The organism is Streptomyces sp. SID13666, assembly GCF_010548325.1.
GTDB classification, from domain to species: domain Bacteria; phylum Actinomycetota; class Actinomycetes; order Streptomycetales; family Streptomycetaceae; genus Actinacidiphila; species Actinacidiphila fildesensis.
Genome location: NZ_JAAGLX010000001.1, coordinates 1 through 20,313, shown reverse-complemented (window position 1 = coordinate 20,313; position 20,313 = coordinate 1). Strand labels below are relative to the sequence as shown.

21 protein-coding genes and 1 pseudogene are annotated in these 20,313 nt (G+C 71.7%); 8 read left to right on the top strand and 14 right to left on the bottom strand.

Annotation, left to right across the window (positions count from 1 at the left end; all coding sequences use genetic code 11):
- Position 1: 1 nt before the first annotated feature.
- Positions 2-178, top strand: a complete 177-nt coding sequence (locus G3I60_RS00105) for a hypothetical protein (protein WP_164292744.1) — start codon at positions 2-4, stop codon at positions 176-178.
- A 38-nt stretch (positions 179-216) separates the two neighbouring features.
- Here G3I60_RS00105 and G3I60_RS00100 read toward each other — a convergent pair whose 3' ends face one another.
- Positions 217-576 (bottom strand): STAS domain-containing protein, encoded by a 360-nt coding sequence (locus tag G3I60_RS00100; protein ID WP_343240797.1) that lies wholly within the window; start codon positions 574-576, stop codon positions 217-219.
- A gap of 315 nt (positions 577-891) precedes the next feature.
- Here G3I60_RS00100 and G3I60_RS00095 point away from each other — a divergent pair, with 315 nt between their 5' ends.
- On the top strand, positions 892-1,113 hold the full coding sequence (locus tag G3I60_RS00095) for a hypothetical protein (protein WP_138353469.1): 222 nt from the start codon (positions 892-894) through the stop codon (positions 1,111-1,113).
- Between the two features lie 48 nt (positions 1,114-1,161).
- Here the strand turns inward: G3I60_RS00095 and G3I60_RS46650 are convergent, their stop codons facing one another.
- The 5 genes from G3I60_RS46650 to G3I60_RS00070 all read right to left on the bottom strand — a co-directional run bounded on the left by G3I60_RS46650 (position 1,162) and on the right by G3I60_RS00070 (position 4,847).
- A complete protein-coding gene (locus G3I60_RS46650) occupies positions 1,162-2,076 on the bottom strand; it encodes a GNAT family N-acetyltransferase (protein ID WP_164292745.1) in 915 nt (304 codons plus the stop codon).
- A 131-nt stretch (positions 2,077-2,207) separates the two neighbouring features.
- Positions 2,208-3,149, bottom strand: a complete 942-nt coding sequence (locus tag G3I60_RS00085; RefSeq protein WP_164292746.1) for a sigma-70 family RNA polymerase sigma factor — start codon at positions 3,147-3,149, stop codon at positions 2,208-2,210.
- Positions 3,150-3,276: 127 nt separating this feature from the next.
- Positions 3,277-3,873 (bottom strand): TIGR03086 family metal-binding protein, encoded by a 597-nt coding sequence (locus tag G3I60_RS00080; protein ID WP_232485997.1) that lies wholly within the window; start codon positions 3,871-3,873, stop codon positions 3,277-3,279.
- A gap of 445 nt (positions 3,874-4,318) precedes the next feature.
- A complete protein-coding gene (locus G3I60_RS00075; protein ID WP_138353465.1) occupies positions 4,319-4,510 on the bottom strand; it encodes a ferredoxin in 192 nt (63 codons plus the stop codon).
- A 61-nt stretch (positions 4,511-4,571) separates the two neighbouring features.
- A complete protein-coding gene (locus G3I60_RS00070; RefSeq protein WP_343240798.1) occupies positions 4,572-4,847 on the bottom strand; it encodes a cytochrome P450 in 276 nt (91 codons plus the stop codon).
- A gap of 31 nt (positions 4,848-4,878) precedes the next feature.
- On the opposite strand from G3I60_RS00070, the pseudogene G3I60_RS44905 reads away from it, so the two are divergent.
- The 4 genes and pseudogenes from G3I60_RS44905 to meaB form a co-directional block, all read left to right on the top strand.
- Positions 4,879-5,097 (top strand): annotated as a pseudogene (locus tag G3I60_RS44905) (hypothetical protein); the annotation flags it as partial.
- Positions 5,098-5,320: 223 nt separating this feature from the next.
- A complete protein-coding gene (locus tag G3I60_RS00065) occupies positions 5,321-7,222 on the top strand; it encodes a methylmalonyl-CoA mutase family protein (RefSeq protein WP_138353463.1) in 1,902 nt (633 codons plus the stop codon).
- Complete coding sequence (scpA, locus tag G3I60_RS00060; protein ID WP_164606404.1) at positions 7,222-9,471, top strand: methylmalonyl-CoA mutase; 2,250 nt, start codon at positions 7,222-7,224, stop codon at positions 9,469-9,471. The genes G3I60_RS00065 and scpA overlap by 1 nt, the downstream gene beginning before the upstream one ends.
- Positions 9,472-9,475: 4 nt before the next feature.
- Entirely contained in the window at positions 9,476-10,471 is a 996-nt protein-coding gene (gene meaB / locus G3I60_RS00055; protein WP_138353461.1) for a methylmalonyl Co-A mutase-associated GTPase MeaB, read from the top strand.
- A gap of 15 nt (positions 10,472-10,486) precedes the next feature.
- Here meaB and G3I60_RS00050 read toward each other — a convergent pair whose 3' ends face one another.
- Positions 10,487-11,497 carry a LysR family transcriptional regulator gene (locus G3I60_RS00050; RefSeq protein WP_164292748.1) on the bottom strand — a complete coding sequence of 337 codons (1,011 nt, stop codon included), beginning with the start codon at positions 11,495-11,497 and terminating at the stop codon, positions 10,487-10,489.
- A gap of 258 nt (positions 11,498-11,755) precedes the next feature.
- On the opposite strand from G3I60_RS00050, the gene snpA reads away from it, so the two are divergent.
- Positions 11,756-12,415 carry a snapalysin gene (snpA, locus tag G3I60_RS00045; protein ID WP_164292749.1) on the top strand — a complete coding sequence of 220 codons (660 nt, stop codon included), beginning with the start codon at positions 11,756-11,758 and terminating at the stop codon, positions 12,413-12,415.
- 85 nt (positions 12,416-12,500) lie between these two features.
- On the opposite strand, the gene G3I60_RS00040 is transcribed toward snpA, so the two are convergent.
- The 5 genes from G3I60_RS00040 to G3I60_RS00020 all read right to left on the bottom strand — a co-directional run bounded on the left by G3I60_RS00040 (position 12,501) and on the right by G3I60_RS00020 (position 18,007).
- Positions 12,501-13,118, bottom strand: a complete 618-nt coding sequence (locus G3I60_RS00040; protein ID WP_164292750.1) for a DUF6629 family protein — start codon at positions 13,116-13,118, stop codon at positions 12,501-12,503.
- An 80-nt stretch (positions 13,119-13,198) separates the two neighbouring features.
- Positions 13,199-13,867 (bottom strand): NAD-dependent epimerase/dehydratase family protein, encoded by a 669-nt coding sequence (locus tag G3I60_RS00035; protein ID WP_164292751.1) that lies wholly within the window; start codon positions 13,865-13,867, stop codon positions 13,199-13,201.
- 115 nt (positions 13,868-13,982) lie between these two features.
- Positions 13,983-16,106, bottom strand: a complete 2,124-nt coding sequence (locus G3I60_RS00030; RefSeq protein ID WP_164292752.1) for a tetratricopeptide repeat protein — start codon at positions 16,104-16,106, stop codon at positions 13,983-13,985.
- Positions 16,103-17,281 (bottom strand): hypothetical protein, encoded by a 1,179-nt coding sequence (locus tag G3I60_RS00025; protein WP_164292753.1) that lies wholly within the window; start codon positions 17,279-17,281, stop codon positions 16,103-16,105. The genes G3I60_RS00030 and G3I60_RS00025 overlap by 4 nt, the downstream gene beginning before the upstream one ends.
- A 288-nt stretch (positions 17,282-17,569) precedes the next feature.
- Entirely contained in the window at positions 17,570-18,007 is a 438-nt protein-coding gene (locus G3I60_RS00020; RefSeq protein ID WP_138353456.1) for a GNAT family N-acetyltransferase, read from the bottom strand.
- Positions 18,008-18,162: 155 nt separating this feature from the next.
- Between G3I60_RS00020 and G3I60_RS46200 the strand changes: the two genes are divergently transcribed.
- The gene (locus G3I60_RS46200) at positions 18,163-18,288 is read left to right on the top strand and encodes a hypothetical protein (RefSeq protein WP_275405853.1); all 126 of its coding nucleotides are present in this window, start codon (positions 18,163-18,165) and stop codon (positions 18,286-18,288) included.
- Between the two features lie 12 nt (positions 18,289-18,300).
- Here G3I60_RS46200 and G3I60_RS00010 read toward each other — a convergent pair whose 3' ends face one another.
- Both G3I60_RS00010 and G3I60_RS00005 read right to left on the bottom strand, forming a co-directional pair.
- Positions 18,301-19,245, bottom strand: a complete 945-nt coding sequence (locus G3I60_RS00010; RefSeq protein WP_164292755.1) for a glutathione S-transferase family protein — start codon at positions 19,243-19,245, stop codon at positions 18,301-18,303.
- Between the two features lie 40 nt (positions 19,246-19,285).
- Positions 19,286-20,313: glycoside hydrolase family protein (locus G3I60_RS00005; RefSeq protein ID WP_239069436.1), on the bottom strand; the 1,028-nt coding region annotated here is incomplete at its 5' end.

The following is a 20,313-nucleotide window of genomic DNA, read 5'->3' as shown; positions in this document are numbered from 1 at the left end:
AATGACGCAGCAGCAGACGCGCGGCCCCCTTGGCCGGTGGAAGGCGTTGATCTTGTTCGGGGTGGTGTGCAACGCCATCGGCCTCTTCACCCACGTGCCGGTGTGGACGCTACTGGGAGCGCCCACCGCCTTGGTCGGCGTGATCGGCCTGTTCGCGGCGCGGCGTCCGCGGACCTGAGCGGACCTGAGCGGATCTGAGAGGACCTGACCGGGGGGCTAAGGGGCCGGTTCGGGGGCCGGCATGTGCTCCAGCAGGTCGAAGTGCAGCCGGAGTTCGGGGAGCCGGAGGATCCGCAGCGTCGGCGGGTGGGTGCAGAGCAGTCGGAGCCGGCCGTCACGGGCGACCGCCCGGCTGCGGGCGCGCACCAGGGTCGTTATGCCGCTGCCGTCGAGGAAGTCCACCTGCCGCAGATCGATGAGCAGGTCCGGGTGGACGCCACCGGTCAGGTCGTCCAGGAAGCGGGTGAGGTCGGGGGCGGTCAGAAGGTCGATCTCGCCGCGAAGCGGCACCACGGTGCAGTCCCCGTGGGTACGGGTGTGATCCGGTGAGAACACGGGCAGGGTGGACTCTTCCACGACGGCTCCCTCAGCTACGGGACGATCGTGCAGGGGTACCGACAGGGTCAGGGTCGACGCGAGTCACCGTACGGGCACCCGGCGCGATCCGGACCTGTTTCACGGAACAGCTGCGTCCTGACCCCCATCAGTGCTAGGGGTCGGGTCCGTGCTCCGCCGGATCGGCATCGATCGCACCGCGACCACCCGCTGTGCCGGCTGCGCTCCGGCGGTGGTCAGCAAGGGACGGACCGGGGAATCTCCGGGGCCGGCGGTTCGTTGGCGGAGTGGGAGCCAGAGGGTTCCCATCTGTGCCGAGCCGAGTCCGGGGTCGCCATGAACGCACGTCATGAACGAGCGGGTCATTCCAACGGGCAGGGCCTCGACGGGCAGCGTCCCGCCGAAGACCCGGCCGAGGGGCGGGCCGCCCGCTTCGGGCAGCTTCCCGAGCGCATAGCGCCGGAGCAGATGGTCGAGGAGAGCCCGTCGGATCCGCCGAACGACCCCCAGTTCGGCCGCAACCCCGACAACGACTGGCTGATCCGCTACTGCGCCTGACGCAAGGGGGCCGGGAAGAGGTCCGATCCGGTCCCGGTCCGGTCGCTGTTACGGCAGGGAGCCGGTCCTCGTCGGCAGTTCGATGGACCGGGTCTCCTCGACCACCGGGTAGCCCGCGCTGGTGTACAGGCTCATCGCCACCTCGTTCCCACCGAACACGTTGAACATCAGGGCGGAGTCGCCGGCCTCGACGGTGGCCCGCTCCCCCACGGCCATCGCGGCCCTGCCGTACCCCTTGCCGCGGTGTTCCTCGTCGACCTCCAGCGAGAAGCCGAAGGTCACCCCCGGCATGTGGCGGTGCTTCAGCCACCCGGTGCCGATCCGGGCTCCCGCGTGCTCCAGGACCAGGATGGAATGGTCCTCGGTGTCCAGGCCTTCGGGGATCAGTTCCGTGTAGGCCCTGTCGGCCTTCTTGCGGGCCTCGTCAGGGGTCGTGGCACCGGACCGGACGATATCGGCGGCGAAGGCCGCGTTCTCGGCCGCCAGCCACCCCGGATACTCGGCCGGTGTCATCGGCCGGGCGGTGACCCCGTCGAACGGCGTCGCCGCGGCGGCGATGACGCGCATTCTGAGCTGGCCCCGCACCGGGTAATCGGCGAAGAGTACGTCCGGCTCGACGAGCCGCACGGCGACCCGCGTCGCGCCCTGTCGCGCGCACCATCCCTCGGCCCAGGTCCTGGCGGCCCGTTCATGGCCCTGGCCGGCGTGGGCCGCGTCGACCCAGAGGTCGCCGATGCGGCCGGTGGGGGTGTCCGCTTCCATGGTCACCGCGACGAAGCCCACCCGGGTACCGGCCGAGCGGATCTCGGCGACGGTCCACTCGGCGATGCCGTCGCGTAGCCGTCCGAGGCTGAACTCCGCCGCCGCCTCGGGATACCCCACGGCACCGTACGCGGCGCGGAGCCGTCGTTCGAAGCCCGGCTGCCAGGTAGATGTATCGACAAGAACACTGAATTCCGTCACTCCGCCACTCTAGTGAACGGGGCTGACGCACCGTCGGGCCGGGCGCACGGCGCGGTGTTCGCTTTGGTGTTCGCTGCAGTGTTCACTGCGGTGTTCACTGTGGTGTTCGCCCACGCCGTACGCCCCTGCGGTCAGCCGATGCGGGAGAGCTTGTCGGGATTGGTCACGAAGTAGATGCCCTGCACCTGAGCACTGTCCGGGACCAGTTCGACGACCAGCACCGCGAAGGGCGATCCGGCGCGGAACAGCACCGCCGACGGGTCCCCGTTGATCCACTCGTAGCGGATGTCCAGGCCGCGTCCGACGCTGCCGGCGCGGGTGGACAGCAGCTTGGCCACCGTGTCGCGGCCGTGGACCGGCCGCAGTCCCGCGGCCGTGGCCTTGCCTCCGCCGTCGGCCCACAGCGTCACATCGGGCGCCAGCAGTTCGAGCAGGGCCCGCAGGTCACCGCCGGACACCGCCGCGGCGAACCGCTCGGTCACCTGCTGCCGCAGCCGCGGGTCGGCCCGGTAGCGGGGACGCCGGGCGTGCACGTGTTCACGGGCACGGTGCGCGAGCTGGCGGACCGCCGCGGGACTGCGGTCGAGGATGTCCGCGGTCTCGGTGTGGGCGTAGCCGAACAGCTCGTGCAGGACGAACACCGCGCGTTCCAGCGGGGTCAGGGTCTCCAGGACGACCAGCAGCGCCATCGACACCGACTCGGTGCGTTCGGCCACATCAGCGCCGTCACCGGTGGCCGTCGCGTCGGTGAGTGGCGTGATCAGCGGCTCGGGGAGCCACGGGCCGATGTACGTCTCACGCCGCCGGCTGATCACGGCCTGGCGCGCGAGCGCCTTGTTCACCGCGACCCGCACCAGGTACGGGCGCGGGACGAGGATCGGCTCCGCGCCGGGCGCTCCGACTCTGGACGTCCACGCCAGCCAGGTCTCCTGCAGGACGTCCTCGGTGTCGGCGACGCTGCCGAGCATGTCGTAGACGATCGAGAACAGCAGCTCACGGTGGCCGACGAACACCCCCGTGGCATCGTCCGCCGCCGTTTCGCGGGCACGGTCGGCGGGCGGGGTGTCGGACATCGTGGGCCTCCTGTCGCTGGTGCGACCTGAGAGCGGTACGGACGGCCGGAGTGTGACATCCGCACCGGGATTGTGGTCCACGTCTCATCGCGGCGCCGGCAAGTCCCACACCCGGTGGGCCGGTGCATCAGCCCCGCTGCTGGGGATCACGGCCGAAGAACGCCGCGAGGCGGTCGTACACCGGGGCGTCCGGGCGGGCGGTCACCTCCGGGCCGAAGGCCTCGGGGCCGCCTTCCTCGCCCCGGAACTCCGGGCGCAGCGCGCCCCGGGCCCAGCCGAGTGCCGCCTCGCCCACCTCGGGGTCGAGGGTGACCGGCCGGCCCAGCGCCTTCGCCAGGTCCCATGCGTGGACGGCGAACTCGGTGATCTGCTGGTCGACGGGAAACCTGGCGGGTACCTCGCCCATGCCGGGGAGCTCGATCGTGCCGGTGAGATCGCCGGCCCGCGCCCAGGTCCCGAGGAGCGCCGCGGAGCCGTCGGAGAAGGCCTCGGCCCGCCCGCTGCCCGTGCCCTGCCCCGACTCGCCCGCCGTGGGAGTACCGCCGCCGGCCCGTTTCGTGAACTGCTCCAGATCGTCGATGAGGTGATCGACCAATGCGGCGACGGTCCAGGCGCGGCAAGGGGTCGGCAGCGGCAGCTGGTCATCGGTGACCGAGGCGACGAGCGCGCCGGCCTGGTCCAGGGAGCGGGAGAGCAGCGCGAGGGGTTCGGCGGACGGCGTCATCGGCATTCCTCGGGTTCTGGAGCGCCGGACGGGGCCGCCGCGCTCCGAGCCGGCGTGAAGGACCGGCTCAATATCGCATCCGGATCATGGACCCGGGGCGGACGACACGATCCGCGGACCGGCGACGGCGGGACGCCGCGCACGGACACACGTACCGCATCGGCTGCGCTCCGCGCCAACTGCGTTGTCCTTCAACGGTGTTCACCCGAGCGGGCATCGAGCGGGGCGCCGAGGCAGCAGGGCGTGATCTCCCCAGGAGGGGGGTACGCGACGAGCGACCATTGTCACCCACGAGACCCGGGAGTGTGCCGTGGATTCTTCCCGCCTGTCGATGAGCGCCGTCGTGCGCGTGGTCTGCCCGCGGTGTCACCGCACCAAGTGCATCTGCGCGAAGCGGAGGCAGTGGTCCCACTGACCGGCCTCCCCCGGCGGGCCGCCGGCGGCGTCAGTCCGTGACGCCGATGGCCCCCGCCGGGCAGCACGCGACCGCTTCCTCGACAGCGGATTCCTCGCTCTCGGGTGGGCCGGCCAGCAGAAGAACCCGGCCGTCGTCGTCCGCCTGGTCGAAGACGTCGGGGGCGGTCAGGACGCAGAGGCCCGAGCTGCAGCACAGGGCGCGGTCGACGGTGACACGCACCGGGTACTCCTTCACGATGTCGTGATGGGGAGGGACGGCTGGTTCACGGCGGGGGCCGGGCTCACCAGACGACGGGCAGGTGGAAGAGTCCGAACTCCGCCATGGTGTGGCGGAACGACAGCTCCCCGGCGGGAACGCCGATCCGCAGTCCCGGAAGTCTCCGTACGATGCCGGTGAGGGCGATCTGGAGTTCCAGGCGGGCCAGCGGCTGTCCCAGGCGCTGGTGGACGCCGAAGCCGAAGGCCAGATGCCGGCGGCCGGGACGCCCCACGTCGAGCCGGTCCGGCTCGGGGAAGGCCCGTTCGTCGCGGTTGGCCGCGGCCAGTGGGACGAGCACACCCTCACCCGCCCGGACGGTGACGTCACCGAGCTCCGTCTTCGGCGTCGGGCAGGCCTTCTGGCGCACCGTCGGACATCCCCAGCGCGGAACGCCGGAGTTGGGCCCGATCCGGGAGAAGTGCGAACGGACGGCTGGCGCCGGCATCGGCGACGAGGCCTACGAGCGGGCCTTCCGGCGCGGCGCCTCCGCGAACCTCCAAGCCGCGCCGGCCTCCGTACTGGACGCCGCCTCCCCGATCGAGGCCTGATCCGGCCCGCTCGCGGATGAATCGGGCGCCGGTCAGTGTCGTCCGGGCCGGCGCGGGCTCCCCACCCACCCCCTGGCCAGACCCGTCGGGCCCCCTGACCGTCCGCGGCAGCCACCCGCCGAAGGCCCAAAAGCCCCAGTTCAGGACGGTGGGGACGGACAAGGAGGGCAAGGTCACAGTCGTGGGCCTGCCCTGCCTTTAGCGGCTGCCCTAGCCTTTCCTCATGACGGTCCTGCCTGATCCCGGACTCCCCTTGGCCGACGAGTTCCCCGACGCTTCCCGCGAGCAGTGGCAACGCCTTGTCGAAGGCGTTCTCACCAAAGCGGGTACAGCGGTCCCGGGTACCCCGGCCGAGGAAACGCTGTCCACCATGCTCCAGGACGGCATCGCCACCCGTCCGCTGTACACCGCGCAGGACAGCGCCGCGGATCCCGGCTATCCCGGCTTCCCGCCGTTCACCCGCGCCGGACGGCCGGAGGGCACCGCGGGCACCGGGTGGGACGTGCGCCAGCGGCATGCCCGGCCCGATCCGAAGCGCACCAACGAGGCGGTGCTCGCGGACCTGGAGAACGGCGTCACCTCACTGTGGCTGCTGGTCGGCGGCACCGGCATGCCGGTGTCCGGGATCCCGGCGGCCCTCGAGGGCGTCTATCTCGACCTGGCGCCGGTCGTTCTGGACGCCGGCCCCGAGTTCGAGGCCGCCGCCGCGGAGTTGCTGCGCCTCTACGGGACGCGCGGGGTGCCCGCGCACTCGGCGCTCGGCAACCTCGGCGCGGACCCGCTGGGGCTGGCGGCCCGTACCGGACAGCACTCCGCCCTCGACGCGCAGTCGGCGGCCGCCGCCGCGCTCGCCGCCCGGTGCGACCGTGAGTACCCCGGACTGCGGGCCCTGACGGTGGACGCGCTGCCCTACCACGGGGCCGGTGCCTCGGCCGCGCAGGAACTGGGCTGTTCCATCGCCACCGGCGTCGCCTATCTGCGGGCGCTGACCGCCGCGGGACTGACCGTCGACGCGGCCTGCGCCCAGCTGGAATTCCGTTACGCGGCGACCGCCGACCAGTTCCTGACCATCGCCAAGCTGCGCGCCGCGCGGCGGCTGTGGGCCCGGGTGGCCCAGGCCAGCGGGGCGGCCTCCACCGCGGGGGCGCAGCGCCAGCACGCGGTGACCTCGCCGGTGATGATGACCCGGCGCGACCCGTGGGTGAACATGCTGCGCACCACCGTCGCCTGTGTGGCGGCCGGTGTGGGCGGCGCCGACACCGTCACCGTGCTGCCCTTCGACGACGCGCTCGGCCTGCCGGACGACTTCGCCCGGCGGATCGCCCGCAACACCTCGTCGATCCTGATGGAGGAGTCGCACCTGGCCCGGGTCATCGACCCGGCGGGCGGCTCCTGGTACGTGGAGCAGCTGACGGACGAGCTGGCGCATGCCGCGTGGTCCTGGTTCCAGGAGATCGAACGTGCCGGGGGCCAGGCGGCGGCGCTGCGGTCCGGTCTGGTCGCCGAACGCCTGTCGGGCACCTGGGAGCAGCGGTCCGCGGACCTCGCGCACCGCCGCGAGCCGATCACGGGTGTCAGCGAGTTCCCGAATCTGTCCGAGCAGTCGGTGGAGCGCGAGGCCGCGCCCGATCCGGCCGGGGTCGCCGAAGGGGACGGCGGCGGCCTGCCGACGGTCCGGCGCGACGACGCCTTCGAGGCGCTGCGGGCCCGCTCCGACGCCCATCTGGCCGCCACCGGTTCCCGGCCGCGGGCCTTCCTGGCCGCACTGGGCCCGGCCGCGGCGCACACCGCCCGCGCGAGCTTCGCCGCCAACCTCTTCCAGGCGGGCGGCATCGAGACCGTGCAGGACCCGGTGACGGTCGACGCGGCGTCGGTCGCCGAGGCGTTCGCGCGCAGCGGCGCCACCGTGGCCTGTCTGTGCTCCAGCGACAAGCTCTACGCCGAGCAGGCCGTGGACACGGCGGCCGCCCTGGTCTCGGCCGGCGCACTGCGGGTGTTCCTCGCGGGCCGCCCTGGCGAGCAGCGTGAAACGTATCTTCGGGCCGGAGTCGACGAGTTCGTCTTCGCGGGCGGCGACGCGGTCGCCGTCCTCGCCTCCGTCCTCGACCGCATGGGAGTGGCGTGATGCAGGGCAGCACGGGGCAGCCGGGACCGATCCCGGACTTCGCGGACATCGGCCTGGAGCCGGACGGCCCGGCGGATGCCGCCCCCGGTGGCGGCATCACCGGTGACCAGTGGCGGGCGGCCGTGCGGGAGAGCACGGGCAAGGACGACGAGGACCTGCTCTGGCAGACCCCGGAGGGCATCGCCGTCAAGCCGCTCTACACCTCCGACGACCTGGCCGGGCTCGACTTCCTGGAGACCTATCCGGGGATCGCGCCGTATCTGCGCGGACCGTACCCGACCATGTACGTCAACCAGCCGTGGACGATCCGGCAGTACGCCGGCTTCTCCACCGCCGAGGAGTCCAACGCCTTCTACCGGCGCAACCTCGCGGCCGGGCAGAAGGGGCTGTCGATCGCCTTCGACCTGCCCACCCACCGCGGCTACGACAGCGACCATCCGCGAGTCACGGGCGATGTCGGCATGGCGGGCGTGGCCATCGACTCCATCTACGACATGCGGCAGTTGTTCGACGGGATCCCGCTGGACCGGATGAGCGTGTCGATGACGATGAACGGCGCGGTGCTGCCGGTCCTCGCCCTCTACATCGTCGCGGCCGAGGAACAGGGTGTGCCCCCGGAGAAGCTCGCGGGGACCATCCAGAACGACATCCTCAAGGAGTTCATGGTCCGCAACACCTACATCTACCCGCCGCAGCCGTCGATGCGGGTGATCTCCGACATCTTCGCGTACACCTCGCAGAAGATGCCGCGCTACAACTCCATCTCCATCTCCGGCTACCACATCCAGGAGGCCGGGGCCACGGCCGACCTGGAGCTGGCCTACACACTGGCCGACGGTGTCGAGTACCTGCGCGCCGGGCTGGCGGTCGGTCTTGACGTGGACGCGTTCGCACCGCGGCTGTCGTTCTTCTGGGCCATCGGCATGAACTTCTTCATGGAGATCGCCAAGCTGCGCGCGGCCCGGCTGCTGTGGGCCAAGCTCGTCAAGGGCTTCGATCCCAAGAACCCCAAGTCGCTGTCGCTGCGCACCCATTCCCAGACCTCGGGCTGGTCGCTGACCGCGCAGGACGTGTTCAACAACGTGCCGCGCACGTGCGTGGAGGCCATGGCCGCCACCCAGGGCCACACCCAGTCGCTGCACACCAACGCGCTGGACGAGGCGCTGGCGCTGCCCACCGACTTCTCCGCGCGCATCGCCCGCAACACCCAGCTGTTCCTGCAGCAGGAGTCGGGCACCTGCCGGGTCATCGACCCGTGGGGCGGCAGCGCGTACGTCGAGAAGCTCACCCACGATCTCGCCCGGCGCGCCTGGCAGCACATCGAAGAGGTCGAGGCCGCGGGCGGCATGGCGAAGGCCATCGACGCGGGCATTCCGAAGCTGCGCGTCGAGGAGGCCGCTGCCCGTACCCAGGCCCGTATCGACTCCGGGCGGCAGGCGCTGATCGGCGTCAACAAGTACCGCGTCGGCACGGACGAGAAGATCGACGTCCTCAAGGTCGACAACTCCTCGGTCCGCACCCAGCAGATCGAGAAGCTGCGGCGGCTGCGCGCGGAGCGCGACGAGGGCGCCTGCCAGGACGCGCTGCGCGCGCTGACCGCGGCCGCCCGGGACGGCAACCGGCCCGGCGGCGGCCTGGAGGGCAACCTGCTCGCGCTCGCGGTGAACGCGGCGCGCGCCAAGGCGACCGTCGGAGAGATCTCGAACGCATTGGAGGAGGTGTACGGGCGGCACGTCGGCCAGATCCGTACCATCACCGGTGTGTACCGCGACGAGGCAGGAACGTCACCCGGCGTGGAGCGCACCCGCAAGCTGGCGGACGCGTTCGCCGAGGCCGAGGGCCGCCGCCCGCGCATCCTGGTCGCCAAGATGGGCCAGGACGGCCATGACCGCGGCCAGAAGGTGATCGCCACCGCCTTCGCCGACCTCGGATTCGACGTCGACGCCGGCGCGCTGTTCCAGACGCCGGCCGAAGTGGCCCGGCAGGCGGTCGAGGCGGACGTCCACATCGTCGGTGTCTCCTCGCTCGCGGCCGGCCATCTGACGCTGGTGCCGGCGCTGCGCGAGCAGCTCGCCGAGGCCGGCCGGGAGGACATCACGATCGTCGTCGGCGGCGTCATCCCGCCGCAGGACATCGAGACCCTCCACCAGGCGGGCGCGGCGGCGGTGTTCCCGCCCGGCACGGTGATCCCGGACGCGGCGTACGACCTGCTGAACACCCTCGCCGCCGCTCTCGGCCACGAGTTGTGAGCCGATGGCACCCACGATCGACATCGACGGCTATATCAAGGGCGTCCTCGACGGGTCGCGGCCGCACATCGCCCGTGCGATCACCCTCGTCGAGTCCACCCGCCCCGCCCACCGCGAGCTGGCCCAGCGGCTGCTGACCGAGCTGCTCCCGCACTCGGGAACGGCGCGCCGGGTCGGCATCAGCGGGGTGCCCGGCGTGGGCAAGTCGACGTTCATCGACGCGCTCGGCACCCTGCTCACCGGCCTCGGCCACCGGGTCGCGGTCCTCGCCGTCGACCCGTCCTCGACCAGGACCGGTGGCTCCATCCTGGGCGACAAGACCCGGATGGAGCGGCTGGCGGTGGACCCGGCGGCCTTCGTGCGGCCCTCCCCCACCTCCGGCACGCTGGGGGGCGTGACCAGGGCCACCCGTGAGTCGATCATCGTCATGGAGGCGGCGGGCTACGACGTGGTGCTCGTCGAGACCGTCGGGGTCGGCCAGTCCGAGACCGCCGTGGCCAACATGGTCGACTCCTTCCTGCTGCTCACCCTTGCCCGCACCGGCGACCAGCTGCAGGGCATCAAGAAGGGTGTCCTGGAACTCGCCGACATCGTCGCCGTCAACAAGGCCGACGGTCCGCACGAGCGCGAGGCGGCCTCCGCCGCCCGGGAACTGGCCGGCGCACTGCGGCTGCTACAGCCGCTGGACGCGGGCTGGACGCCGCCCGTGCTCACCTGCAGCGCGCGGGAGAACAGCGGACTCGACGCGGTCTGGGAGCGCCTCGAACAGCACCGGCGCGTGCTGCGGACCGATGGCCGGTTGGAGGCCAAGCGGCGGGACCAGCAGATCGAATGGACCTGGTCCATGGTCCGCGACCAGCTCCTCGCCCGGGTGCGCGAGCACCCCGACGTCCGTGGTCTCGCGCCCGTGGTGGAACGGCAGGTCCGCGAAGGCACCCTCACCGCGACGCTCGCCGCCGAACGCCTGCTCGCCGCCTTCCAGCCGCCGGACGCCGGCTGACCGCTCCGGCGGGTGTCAGGCGCAGCCGGCGGTCCGGGACAGCTCGTCCTCGTCCACGTACAGCAGCGGCCGGTTGTTCCTGGCCAGCCACTGCCGGTAGGTGGTCGCCGCGGCGGCCGCCTCCCGGTAGGCCGCCACCAGATCGGCGTAGAGCGCTTCGACCTCGGCGGTTCCCACCCCACCGGCGGCACCTTCGGGCAACGCCCGGGACGCCATGAAGAGTTCGACCGCTATCGGGTCGCCGCGCAGCGGCCGGATGGCCATGCCGTGCCGGGGCTGCGAAGTCGGCTGGCAGGGGGCGACCGCCTCACCGGCGGCGACCATGTCGGCGGCGGTCAGATAGTCCCCGTACGCCACTCGCGGCGTGAACCCCGATGCGCGCAGGGCCCGTTGTACACCGTCCCACTCACCGTCCACGCTCGGGTCGACCATCCAGCGGTCGCCGGCGACGTCGGACAGCGGGACCACGCTCTGGCGCGCCGCCGGATGGTGCGCGTGCAGGGCGATGAACTGCGGTTCCCGCGCGACGAGGACCCGCCGTTCGAGACCGTCCGGGATCCGTAGCGGCGCACCCTCGACCTCGTGGACGAAGGCGACGTCGAGCTGGTTCAGGGCGACCATCTGCAGCAGGGCGTTGGCCGACACGTCCACCCGGATCGTGGTGTCCGAGTCCGGCAGCCGGGCGTGCACCCTGCTCACCCATCCGGCCATGGCGCGGCTCGCCGTGCCGCCGATCCGCAGATGCGGTCCCGCGGCCCTGACCACCGCCGCCTGTGTCTCGGCCACCAGCGTGTTCATCTCGGCGACGAGCGGCCGCGCCCGGCACAGGACCGTGCGCCCCAGCGGCGTCGGGCGGCTGCCCGTGCGCTCCCGGGAGAACAGCTGTCCGCCGAGGGCGCTCTCGATCCGTCGGAGCTGTGTCGTCAAGGACGGCTGGGTCATCCCCAGCTGCCGCGCCGCCTTGCGCACACTGCCGGTATCGGCGATGGCGCACAGTGCGCGAAGGTGCCTCACCTCGAGCTCCATGAGCGGAGGATATGGCGGGATCCGCACGTCGCACCAGGGTCCCGAACCGCAGCAATACCCGTCTTTCGCGTACGAGTTGGCCACCCGGTACCGGGGATGTTCCCGGCCTATCGGCCCCTGACATCATCCCCGGCGGCGCGCTTCTCCCGCACACTCACCGGCAACAGCAGTTCATCCCCCAGCCCCGGTCGCCGTTCCCCCCAATGCAGCTGTACCCGACAGCGACCGACGGCTTCTCGGAGGAGAAGGAGACCCCCCATGCGATACCCCAAGGTGCTGCTCACGGCAGCGCTGGGCATCGGCCTCGCTGCGAGTCTGGGCACTGTGCCCGCCATCGCCGCCGCCCCCCAGGCGGACCAGTCCGCGGCCCAGGCCTCGGCGTCCTACGCCACCTACGCCGGTTCGAACGAGAACGCGGCCGCCAACAAGGCGTTCTTCGACGCCGTCCAGCGGTCCGTCGCGGCCAAGCGCGCGGCCAACCCCGGCCTGCAGACCGTCACCCTCATCTACAGCACCGGCAACGCTCCGTCGTTCAGGTCCCAGATATCGCGCAGCGCGCAGATCTGGAACTCCGCGGAGAAGAACGTGAAGCTCCAGGAAGGCAGCAACGCGGACTTCGCGTACTACGAGGGCAACTCCAGCCAGGGCTCGTACGCCAGCACCGACGGCCACGGGAACGGCTACATCTTCCTGGACTACCGGCAGAACCAGCAGTACGACTCGATCCGTGTCGTCGCCCATGAGACCGGGCACGTGCTCGGCCTCCCGGACCACTACTCGGGTCCGTGCAGCGAGCTGATGTCGGGCGGCGGCCCCGGCACCTCCTGCCGCAACGAGGTTCCGAACGCGACCGAACGCGCCCGTGTGGACCGGCTCTGGGTCAACGGCCTGGCGGCCGGGACCGTGGCGCGCCGCTAGGGCATGTCCCTGGTCCGTTCCGCCTGATGGCCCGAGGTCCCCGCACCGCACGGTGCGGGGACCTTCCGGCGCCCGGCGCCCTGGGTCACGGACCGGCCGGGCGGCGGTGCACCCGGGCGAGGACGACGACGGAGGCGACAGCGGCGAAGGCGCACCAGGTGGAGATGAACTCCAGCCGCCACACCACCGCGCAGATCAACGCACCGGCCGCGACGAGCCCGCCGAGCAGCCGCAGCAACCGGTCGCCACTGAGAAGCAGCGAACCGATGGTGGCGACGAGATAGCCCGCGATGATCAGCGACGACTGCGGCAGGTCGAGACCGTAGCCGACGGTGTGGCCGCGGACGTCGGCGATCACGATCCGGGTGGTGAGGAAGTACGCGAGCGTCACGGCGGTGACGAGCCCGACGAGGGCCGGGATCATCAGCAGCAGCCGTGCGCTCCTGGGCGCGGCGAGCAGCACCCCGAACGGCACCCACACCGGCAGCAGCGGCAGGGCGATGACGGCCCAGGCCGTGGTGGCCGGCCCCGCGCCGCCGTCGGAGCGCCAGACGACGGACTCGATGATCTGATGGGCTCCGAGGATCAGCGGCAGCGCCGCGATCGGCAGATCGCGGGCCCGCCGCACCCGCGCCACGCAGGCCACCCCGATCGCGGCGATACCGGTACCCACCACGAGGTCGGCTGTCGCGCTCCAGCACATGAGGTCACCCGGGGATCGGAGGGGACGGCGGATCCAGGTACAACGATCTCCACCGTACGACCCCCGTGCCGCCGCAACGGTCAGGCGGCGCCCAGCCGGTTGATGTCCTTGCTGTACAGAATGTGTTCGCCGGCGCCCTTGAGGTCGACCGCGGCGAGCATGGCCCGTCCCAGGTGCTCGGTCGTCGTGGTGTGTCCTGGTGCCAGCCTGCGCAGGACCGGGTAGAGCCAGGACGTCAGGGAGTACGCCACCCGGTACCAGCGGGTCCTGGACTTCTCCCCGTTCAGGGGCTGGATCCAGGCGGGACGGAACATGTACGCGTGGAAGTCCAGGGCGAGCAGTTCGTTCTCGGTCCGGCCCTTCACCCGGGCCCACGCCGAGCGGCCCCGCTCGGTGCTGTCGGTGCCCTCTCCCGAGACGTAGGTGAAGGTCAGGGACGGGTTGCGCGCGGCGAGCGGGGTCGCGGCCGCGAGGGTGCAGTCATGCGTGATCCGCACGTACTCCTCCTGGCTCCGCCCGCCCGACGAGACACCCAGGCAGAAGAAGCACGCGTCGAGGCCGGCGAACTCGTCCTCGATCGCGGAGAAGTCGGTGAAGTCCTGGTGGATCACCTCACGGACCTTCGGGTGGCTCCGGCCGAGCGGCGCACGGCCCACCACCAGGACGCTCTCGACCCGGTCGTCCAGCACGCACTCGCGCAGGACCCCCTGACCGACCATGCCGGACGCACCGAAGATGACTACGTTCACGTGCGTGTCCTCGCGATGTCGGCATGCGGATGGGCAGGGCCGTGGGTCGGCTCGGGCAGGGTACCCCGAAGCCGGTTCCCATCGGCGGACGGCGGCGCTGTAGTCCTTTCCCCCGTCAGCCCGCTACCGCGACCGCCAGGGCCGCTTGGCATTCGGCGAGTTGGCATTCGATGGCGTCGCGGTCGGCGCCGGGCAGGTCGAGCGCGTGCCGGTAGTCCGCGATGGCGGCCCGCCAGCTGCCGGCCGCCTGGTGGGCGAAGCCGCGGTTGTACAGGAGATCGGCGTCGTCCCCGGTCACCGCCAGGGCGCGGGTCAGGTCGTCGACGGCCGCGGCGTGGTCGCCGGCCTCGTAGTGCAGGACGGCACGGTTGGCCAGGGCCGCCGAACGCAGCGGGTCGGCGGCGAGTGCCTCGTCGAAGGCGCGCAGGGCTTCGTCCGCGTCGTCCTGTTCCATGGCGATCAGGCCCCGCGTGCACAGCAGGTCCGGTTCACCCGGGTGGAGTTCGAGGCCCTGCGCGAGCTGGACGGAGGCGAGTTCCGTGTCGCCCTCGTCGATGAGCAGGGAGACGAGGTTGACCCGGGCGGCGAGATAGTCGGGTTCGAGCTCCAGGACGTAGCGCAGGTCGCCGATCGCGCCGTCGGTGTCACCGGCGGCCGCGCGGGCGTCGGCCCGGTTGTAGTACAGCTCGTGGATGGGCGGGGTGAGGGTGGCGGCCTGGTCGTAGTCGGCGAGCGCCGCTTCCAGGTCGCCCCGCTTGTACTGCAGTGCGGCGCGGTCGCAGTAGTACTCGGGGTAGTACGGGTCGAGCGCGAGGACGCCGTTGAAGTCCTCCAGCGCCTCGTCCAGCCGGCCGAGGGCCACGTTGACCTGGGCCCGGTTGTGCAGCAGCACGGAGCGGTGCAGCGACTGCCTGCCCGGCTCCAGCTCGCGGTCCAGCCGGGCCAGCCCCTCGGTGACCAGCCGCAGGGCGGTCTCGGGGTTGCCCCGGCGCAGTTCGACCAGGGCCAGTCCGTTCTCGTGGAAGACGGTGTGGAAAGCGCGGTCGGCGGGATCCGGCAGCTGCTTGGCGATGGCGATGGAGTTGTTGACGTACTGCTTCGCCAGGTCCGAGTCCTGACGCTCGGCGGGGTGGATCCGCGTGTACAACATGGACAGGGCGTAACTGGAAACCATGTGCACCACCGGGTCGGTGTACCGGCCGCGCAGCTCTCGGTAGATCACCTCGGCTTCCTCCGTACGCCCCAGCGCGCCCAGCGCCTGGGCCGTCTTGCCGCCGGCCACGCAGTACAGCCGCTCCTGGGCCACCGGGTCGAAGCTGTCGCGTCCTTGGCCGCCGAGTTCGATGGCCGCGTCGTAGTAGCCCATCCGGAGGCAGTAGTCGGCGGCGGTCAGCAGGTCGCGGCACTCGTCATCGGTCCGTCCGCCCGCGTGCGCGCGGTGGTAGGGGATGGCGCCGAGCCGCAGGCTCCAGTCGTCCTCCTCCTCGAGTTCGACGGCGCGGACGCGGTGCAGTCCGGAGCGCAGCCGCGGATCGGCGTTCCGGTAGGCGGCCACCTCCGCCGGGATGTCGCTGGTGCCGTCGGAGGTGATGTACGCCTGGAGGAGTTCGTTCTGCACGCGGGTGTCGGGCGCCGCGGGTGCGGCCGGCAGCTCGGTACGCCGCGCCTGGCGGTCCAGGGCCTGCGCCAGCCCGTCGGGGAGGTCCGGGGAGGCGCTGGTGCCGACCGCGATCGTGAGGACCTCGGTCCGGGCACGGCGCAGCAGGACCGTGATCAGTTCCTGGTCGGTCGGGTCGGCGGCGTGCAGGTTGTCGAACAGGACCAGTTGCGGCCGGCCCGCCGTCGTACCGGCCTCCTGGGCCCACGCGTTGAGGAACTCGGTGAGTCCATGGGCGATCCTGCGGGTGCGCAGGGGTGAGTAGTACCGGGTCCGCTCGGTCGGCGACGCGAGGGACGTCAGTGTCTGCGGCGGCGCGTCGACGAGGTCCTTGAGTTCGGGCGCGACCGAGAGGATCTCGATGGCATGCCGGGCGACCAGCGCGGGCCTGGTCTTGAGCACCTCGGGCACGACGGCGCGCAGCAGGCTGCCTGCCGCGGTGTACGGTCCGCGCAGCCGCCGGTGGCAGTCGACGGTGGTCAGGTGCCCGGCGGCGGCGAGTGCTTCGGCGGTCGCGGCCCGCACCCTGCGGTCGGGTCCGCTGAGCCAGCTGTGGCGGGGCGTCTGGCGGTTGCTGCTCATGTGGTGCGTTCCTCTCTGCGGGCGCTCTTCCTGGCCGGCAGGAGGAACGGCAAGACGAATTGCGCGAGGATCACGGTGACGGAGCCGATGGAGTCCCAGAAGGCGAGGCCGGTGCCGCCGTCGCCGGTCAGCCCGGCGGCCACCCGGGTCACGAACTCCACCAGCGCCGGGATGATGGCGAGGGCCGCCCACCCGAAGAGGAGGATGACGCCGCCGATCATCGCGGGGGCGTACCAGCGCGCCACCGCGGCGTCGCGCGGTGACCAGGGCCCGGCGTCGGCCGGCCTGGGGCGGACTCCGGGCACCCACCGCCATTGCCTGCGCAGCCGGGCGGTCGCCGCTTCGTGCAGGTCCGTGCAGCCCAGCACCGTCGTCACCATGTAGTAGAGGTCGGTGCGCAGGAAGAAGAAGAACTGCCAGGCGATCCTGAACAGGGTGGGGAAGGCGAACGCCAGGGCGACACGGCCCGGCCAGGACAGCCCGCCGTTGGCCGCGTCGGCTGCGGCGCCCACCGTCAGGGCCGAGAAGAGCAGGACGTCGGCGAGGACCCCGGCGGTGAAGGGCAGATAGCGGCGCCGGCTCGGTACACCGAGCAGGCCGTCGAGATGGGTCTCCAGGACGAGGAAGTACATCCGCCGGCCCACGGTCATCCGGGATCCGACCCCGAGCCGGCGGGCGGCCAGGACGTGGAACAGCTCGTGCCACAGCAGACCCGGAATCTGGCCCAGCAGCAGCACGAGTTGGGTGAGGAGCAGGGAGTCCGCCAGGAAGATCGCGTGGGGGTGCGGGCGCGCCTGCGGTTCGCGGACCATCGCGACGACGCCGGCGGCGGTCAGCACGGCGAAGACGATCCAGGCCGGGGGCGAGAACAGCCATCGGCCCAGCCGCTGGTGGCGCACCGTGCCCAGCCGTGCGGTGTCCTCGCCCTCCGAGCGGACGAAGCCGCAGTCGTCGAGGGTGCTGAGGAAGTCCGTGATGTCGACCGGTTCGCCGTAGGTCTCCTGGTACCAGCGGGCGGCGGCGGTGGTCTCCATGCCGTCCATGAGGCGTCGCAGCAGTTCGGCGCCGTCCGCCGGGAACGTCACGTAGGACTCGATGTCCGGGCGCCCCACAGTGACCTCGTCGCGTTCGGTCACGAAGGTGAGCTCATGGAATTCCGGGTGCGGTGCTGTCATCACGCGTCTCCTGCAACGGCCTGAGCCCGCGCGCGGGAGGGCTTCCCGCACACGGGCCAACAGCGGAACTCAGATCAGCACCAGGGCCAGGTCCCGTACTGGGACGAAGCCGAGGTCAGCTTGACCGGGCCGTTCTTGCGGACAGTGATCTTCTTCATGACATCACCTCCTCAGGCGGAAGGTGATGACCGTGCTCGGCAACACTGCAGAAACACTCAGGTCCTGCGGGACCCCCAGCTCAGCACGGTGTACGCGGCCGATTACGGCCCGTCATCCGGACGTGGTCCGTCAATCGAGCGGCAGGACATAGCAGACGAAGCCGTGGTAACGCGTCACCCTGTCGTACAGCGCCCGGGCCTGCGCGTTGTCCTGCCGGGTGTGCCAGTACAGCCGCGGCACAGCACGTTCCCGCGCCGCCTCGGCCACCTGTTCGATGAGTGCCCGCCCCGCCCCGAGGCCCCGCGCCGCCTCGTCGACGAACAGGTCCTGCAGATAACAGGCGCCGGCCGACCAGACGTTGGCGTGGAACAGGTAGTGGGCGATGCCCACGACCTCGCCGTCCAGACGCGCGGCGATCCCGTACAGCTCCCCGCCGTTGATCAGTCGCTGCCACGTCTCCTCGTACCCCGCGTCGGGCACGGTCGTCCCGTAGAACGCCATGTAACCGCGCGCCAGTACTTCCCACTTCACGCGGTCCCAGGGACGCAGGGGACTGATTTCCAACATGGCGCCATCCTGGCACGGGCGGGTGGCCCGGGACCTCGGGCCCGGGTCACCGTGCACGCGGCCGCCGACGCCGTCGTCGAGCGCATCACTCCGGCGGTGGGTGTGGTGGAGGCGGTCGACGCGGGCACCGCGTCCTGGACACCGGTGCCGACACGGTGGAGACGCTGGGCGTGTACCTGGGCATGCTGGGGTACGACTTCGACGTGACCGGCCCGCCGGAGCTCCTGGCCCATCTGCGCGAACTGGCCGTCCGCTACGCCCGGTCCGCCCCGGCGGAGTGAGCGGTCGGAACCTCAGGAGCCCAGGGCCTCGCGGCCGTGCGGGGTGGTCCAGCCGGACGGGTCCGGGCCCTTGGGCACGATGCGGGACGGGTTCAGCTGCTCGTGGGTGGCGTAGTAGTGCCGCTTGATCTGGTCGAAGTCGACGGTGTCGCCGAAGCCGGGGGTCTGGAAGAGGTCGCGGGCGTAGGCCCACAGCACCGGGTTCTCCGTGAGTTTGTTCCGGTTGCACTTGAAGTGGTTGTGGTACACCGCGTCGAAGCGCACCAGCGTGGTGAAGAACCGCACGTCCGCCTCGGTGATGCGGTCGCCGACCAGGTACCGCTGTCCCGCCAGCCGCTCGGTGAGCACGTCCAGCCGGCTGAACAGGGCGTCGTAGGCCTGCTCGTACGCCTCCTGCGAGGAGGCGAAACCGCAGCGGTACACACCGTTGTTGACATCACGGAACAGGTCGGCGGCGACCTCGTCGATCTCGGGACGGAGGTGCGCCGGATAGAGGTCGGGCGCTCCCGGCCGGTGGTACGCGGTCCATTCGGTCTCGAGGTCGAGGGTGATCCGCGGGTAGTCGTTGGTGACGACCGTCCCGGTCTCCGTGTCGACGAGGGACGGGACGGTGACGCGGCCCTCGAAGGCCGGATCCGTCCGCAGGTACGCCTCGGACAGGAAGCCGATCCCGAGCACCGGATCGCGGTCGCCCTCGTCCAGGGTGAAGCGCCATCCCCGCTCGTCACGGATCGGATCGACCACGCCCAGGCTGATCGCGTCCTCCAGGCCGAGCAGCCGCCGCACGATGATCGCGCGGTGCGCCCATGGGCAGGCGAGCGAGACGATCAGCCGGTAGCGGCCCGCCTCCGGCACCCGCCCGCCGGCGCCGTCGGCGGTGATCCGATCGGTGAAGCGGTTCGCCTGTCGGGTGAACTCGCCCTTGGTGCCCGTCTCCCGCGCGAACTGTGCAGCCATGTCTCCGACCCTACCCAGTGCACCGCGAGGCTGCCACGCCTCAGCGCGCGGCGCGGAACGCCCGGCCCGCCTCGGTCGCGACGGCTCCGCTGCGGAAGAGGCCGCTACTGGGGGCGGTGTCCGAGGCCGGGAGGCCGAACCAGGCGTAACGCTGCACATAGGGCAGTGCCGCCAGCATGGCGGTGGAGGCGGTGACGAAGGAGGCCTGCTGCTGCGGGGTGGGGAACCTGGTGCCGTGCGAGAAGTCGATCAGGGCGTACTCGGTGAGCCAGATCGGCTTGTGGTACCGGTCGTGGACGGCCTGCAGATACGACTTCAGCCGGCTGACGGCGGCGGGGGTGGAGAAGTCCCCGCCGTACCAGTGCAGCGCGATGAAATCGACACGGTAGCCCCGGGCGGCGGCCCCGGACATGAAGCGGTCGAGCCAGCCACCGGCGGTGTCACCGCCGTAGGCCACGGCCGGGCTGCCGACCGTCCGGCCGGCCGCGCTGAGCCGGGGCCACAGGGACAGCGCCTGCTCCACCGTCATGTTGGACTGCGCTGCCATGTCGGGTTCGTTGAAGCCCAGCAGGTAGGGGCTCGCGGCGCGGGCCTGCGCCAGGGCGGCGTCGGTGACGGACGCGGCGCCCCAGATCATCGGGACGAAGCCGGCGGTGCCGGACCCCGCGACCCCCTGATGCCGGGTGGACCAGGTGTAGTACCAGCTCGCGCCGGACTGCGTCAGCGCCTGGTCCACCCCCGGAAACGTCCAGACGCCCACGCCCTTCTTCGCCGAGCGCGCGACGGGGACGGTGGCCGCCGGGACCGGGTGCCGGGACGGGGTCACGGTCGGGGTGGGTGTGGGTGTACGGGAGGGGGTGGGCGTCGTGGACGGTATGCCGGACGGTGCCGCGGCCTGCGGGGTGACGGCTGCGGACGTGGACACCGTCGGCGCGGGCGCGGCGTCGGCGGCGAGCGGGCCCGGAGGGGCCGCGGTCAGATGAGTGGCGACCAGGACGCCCGCGACGATGACCGCCGCGGCCGCGAGCGCCGCCGCGCCGGCGACGGGAGGGCGCCGGAACACCGACC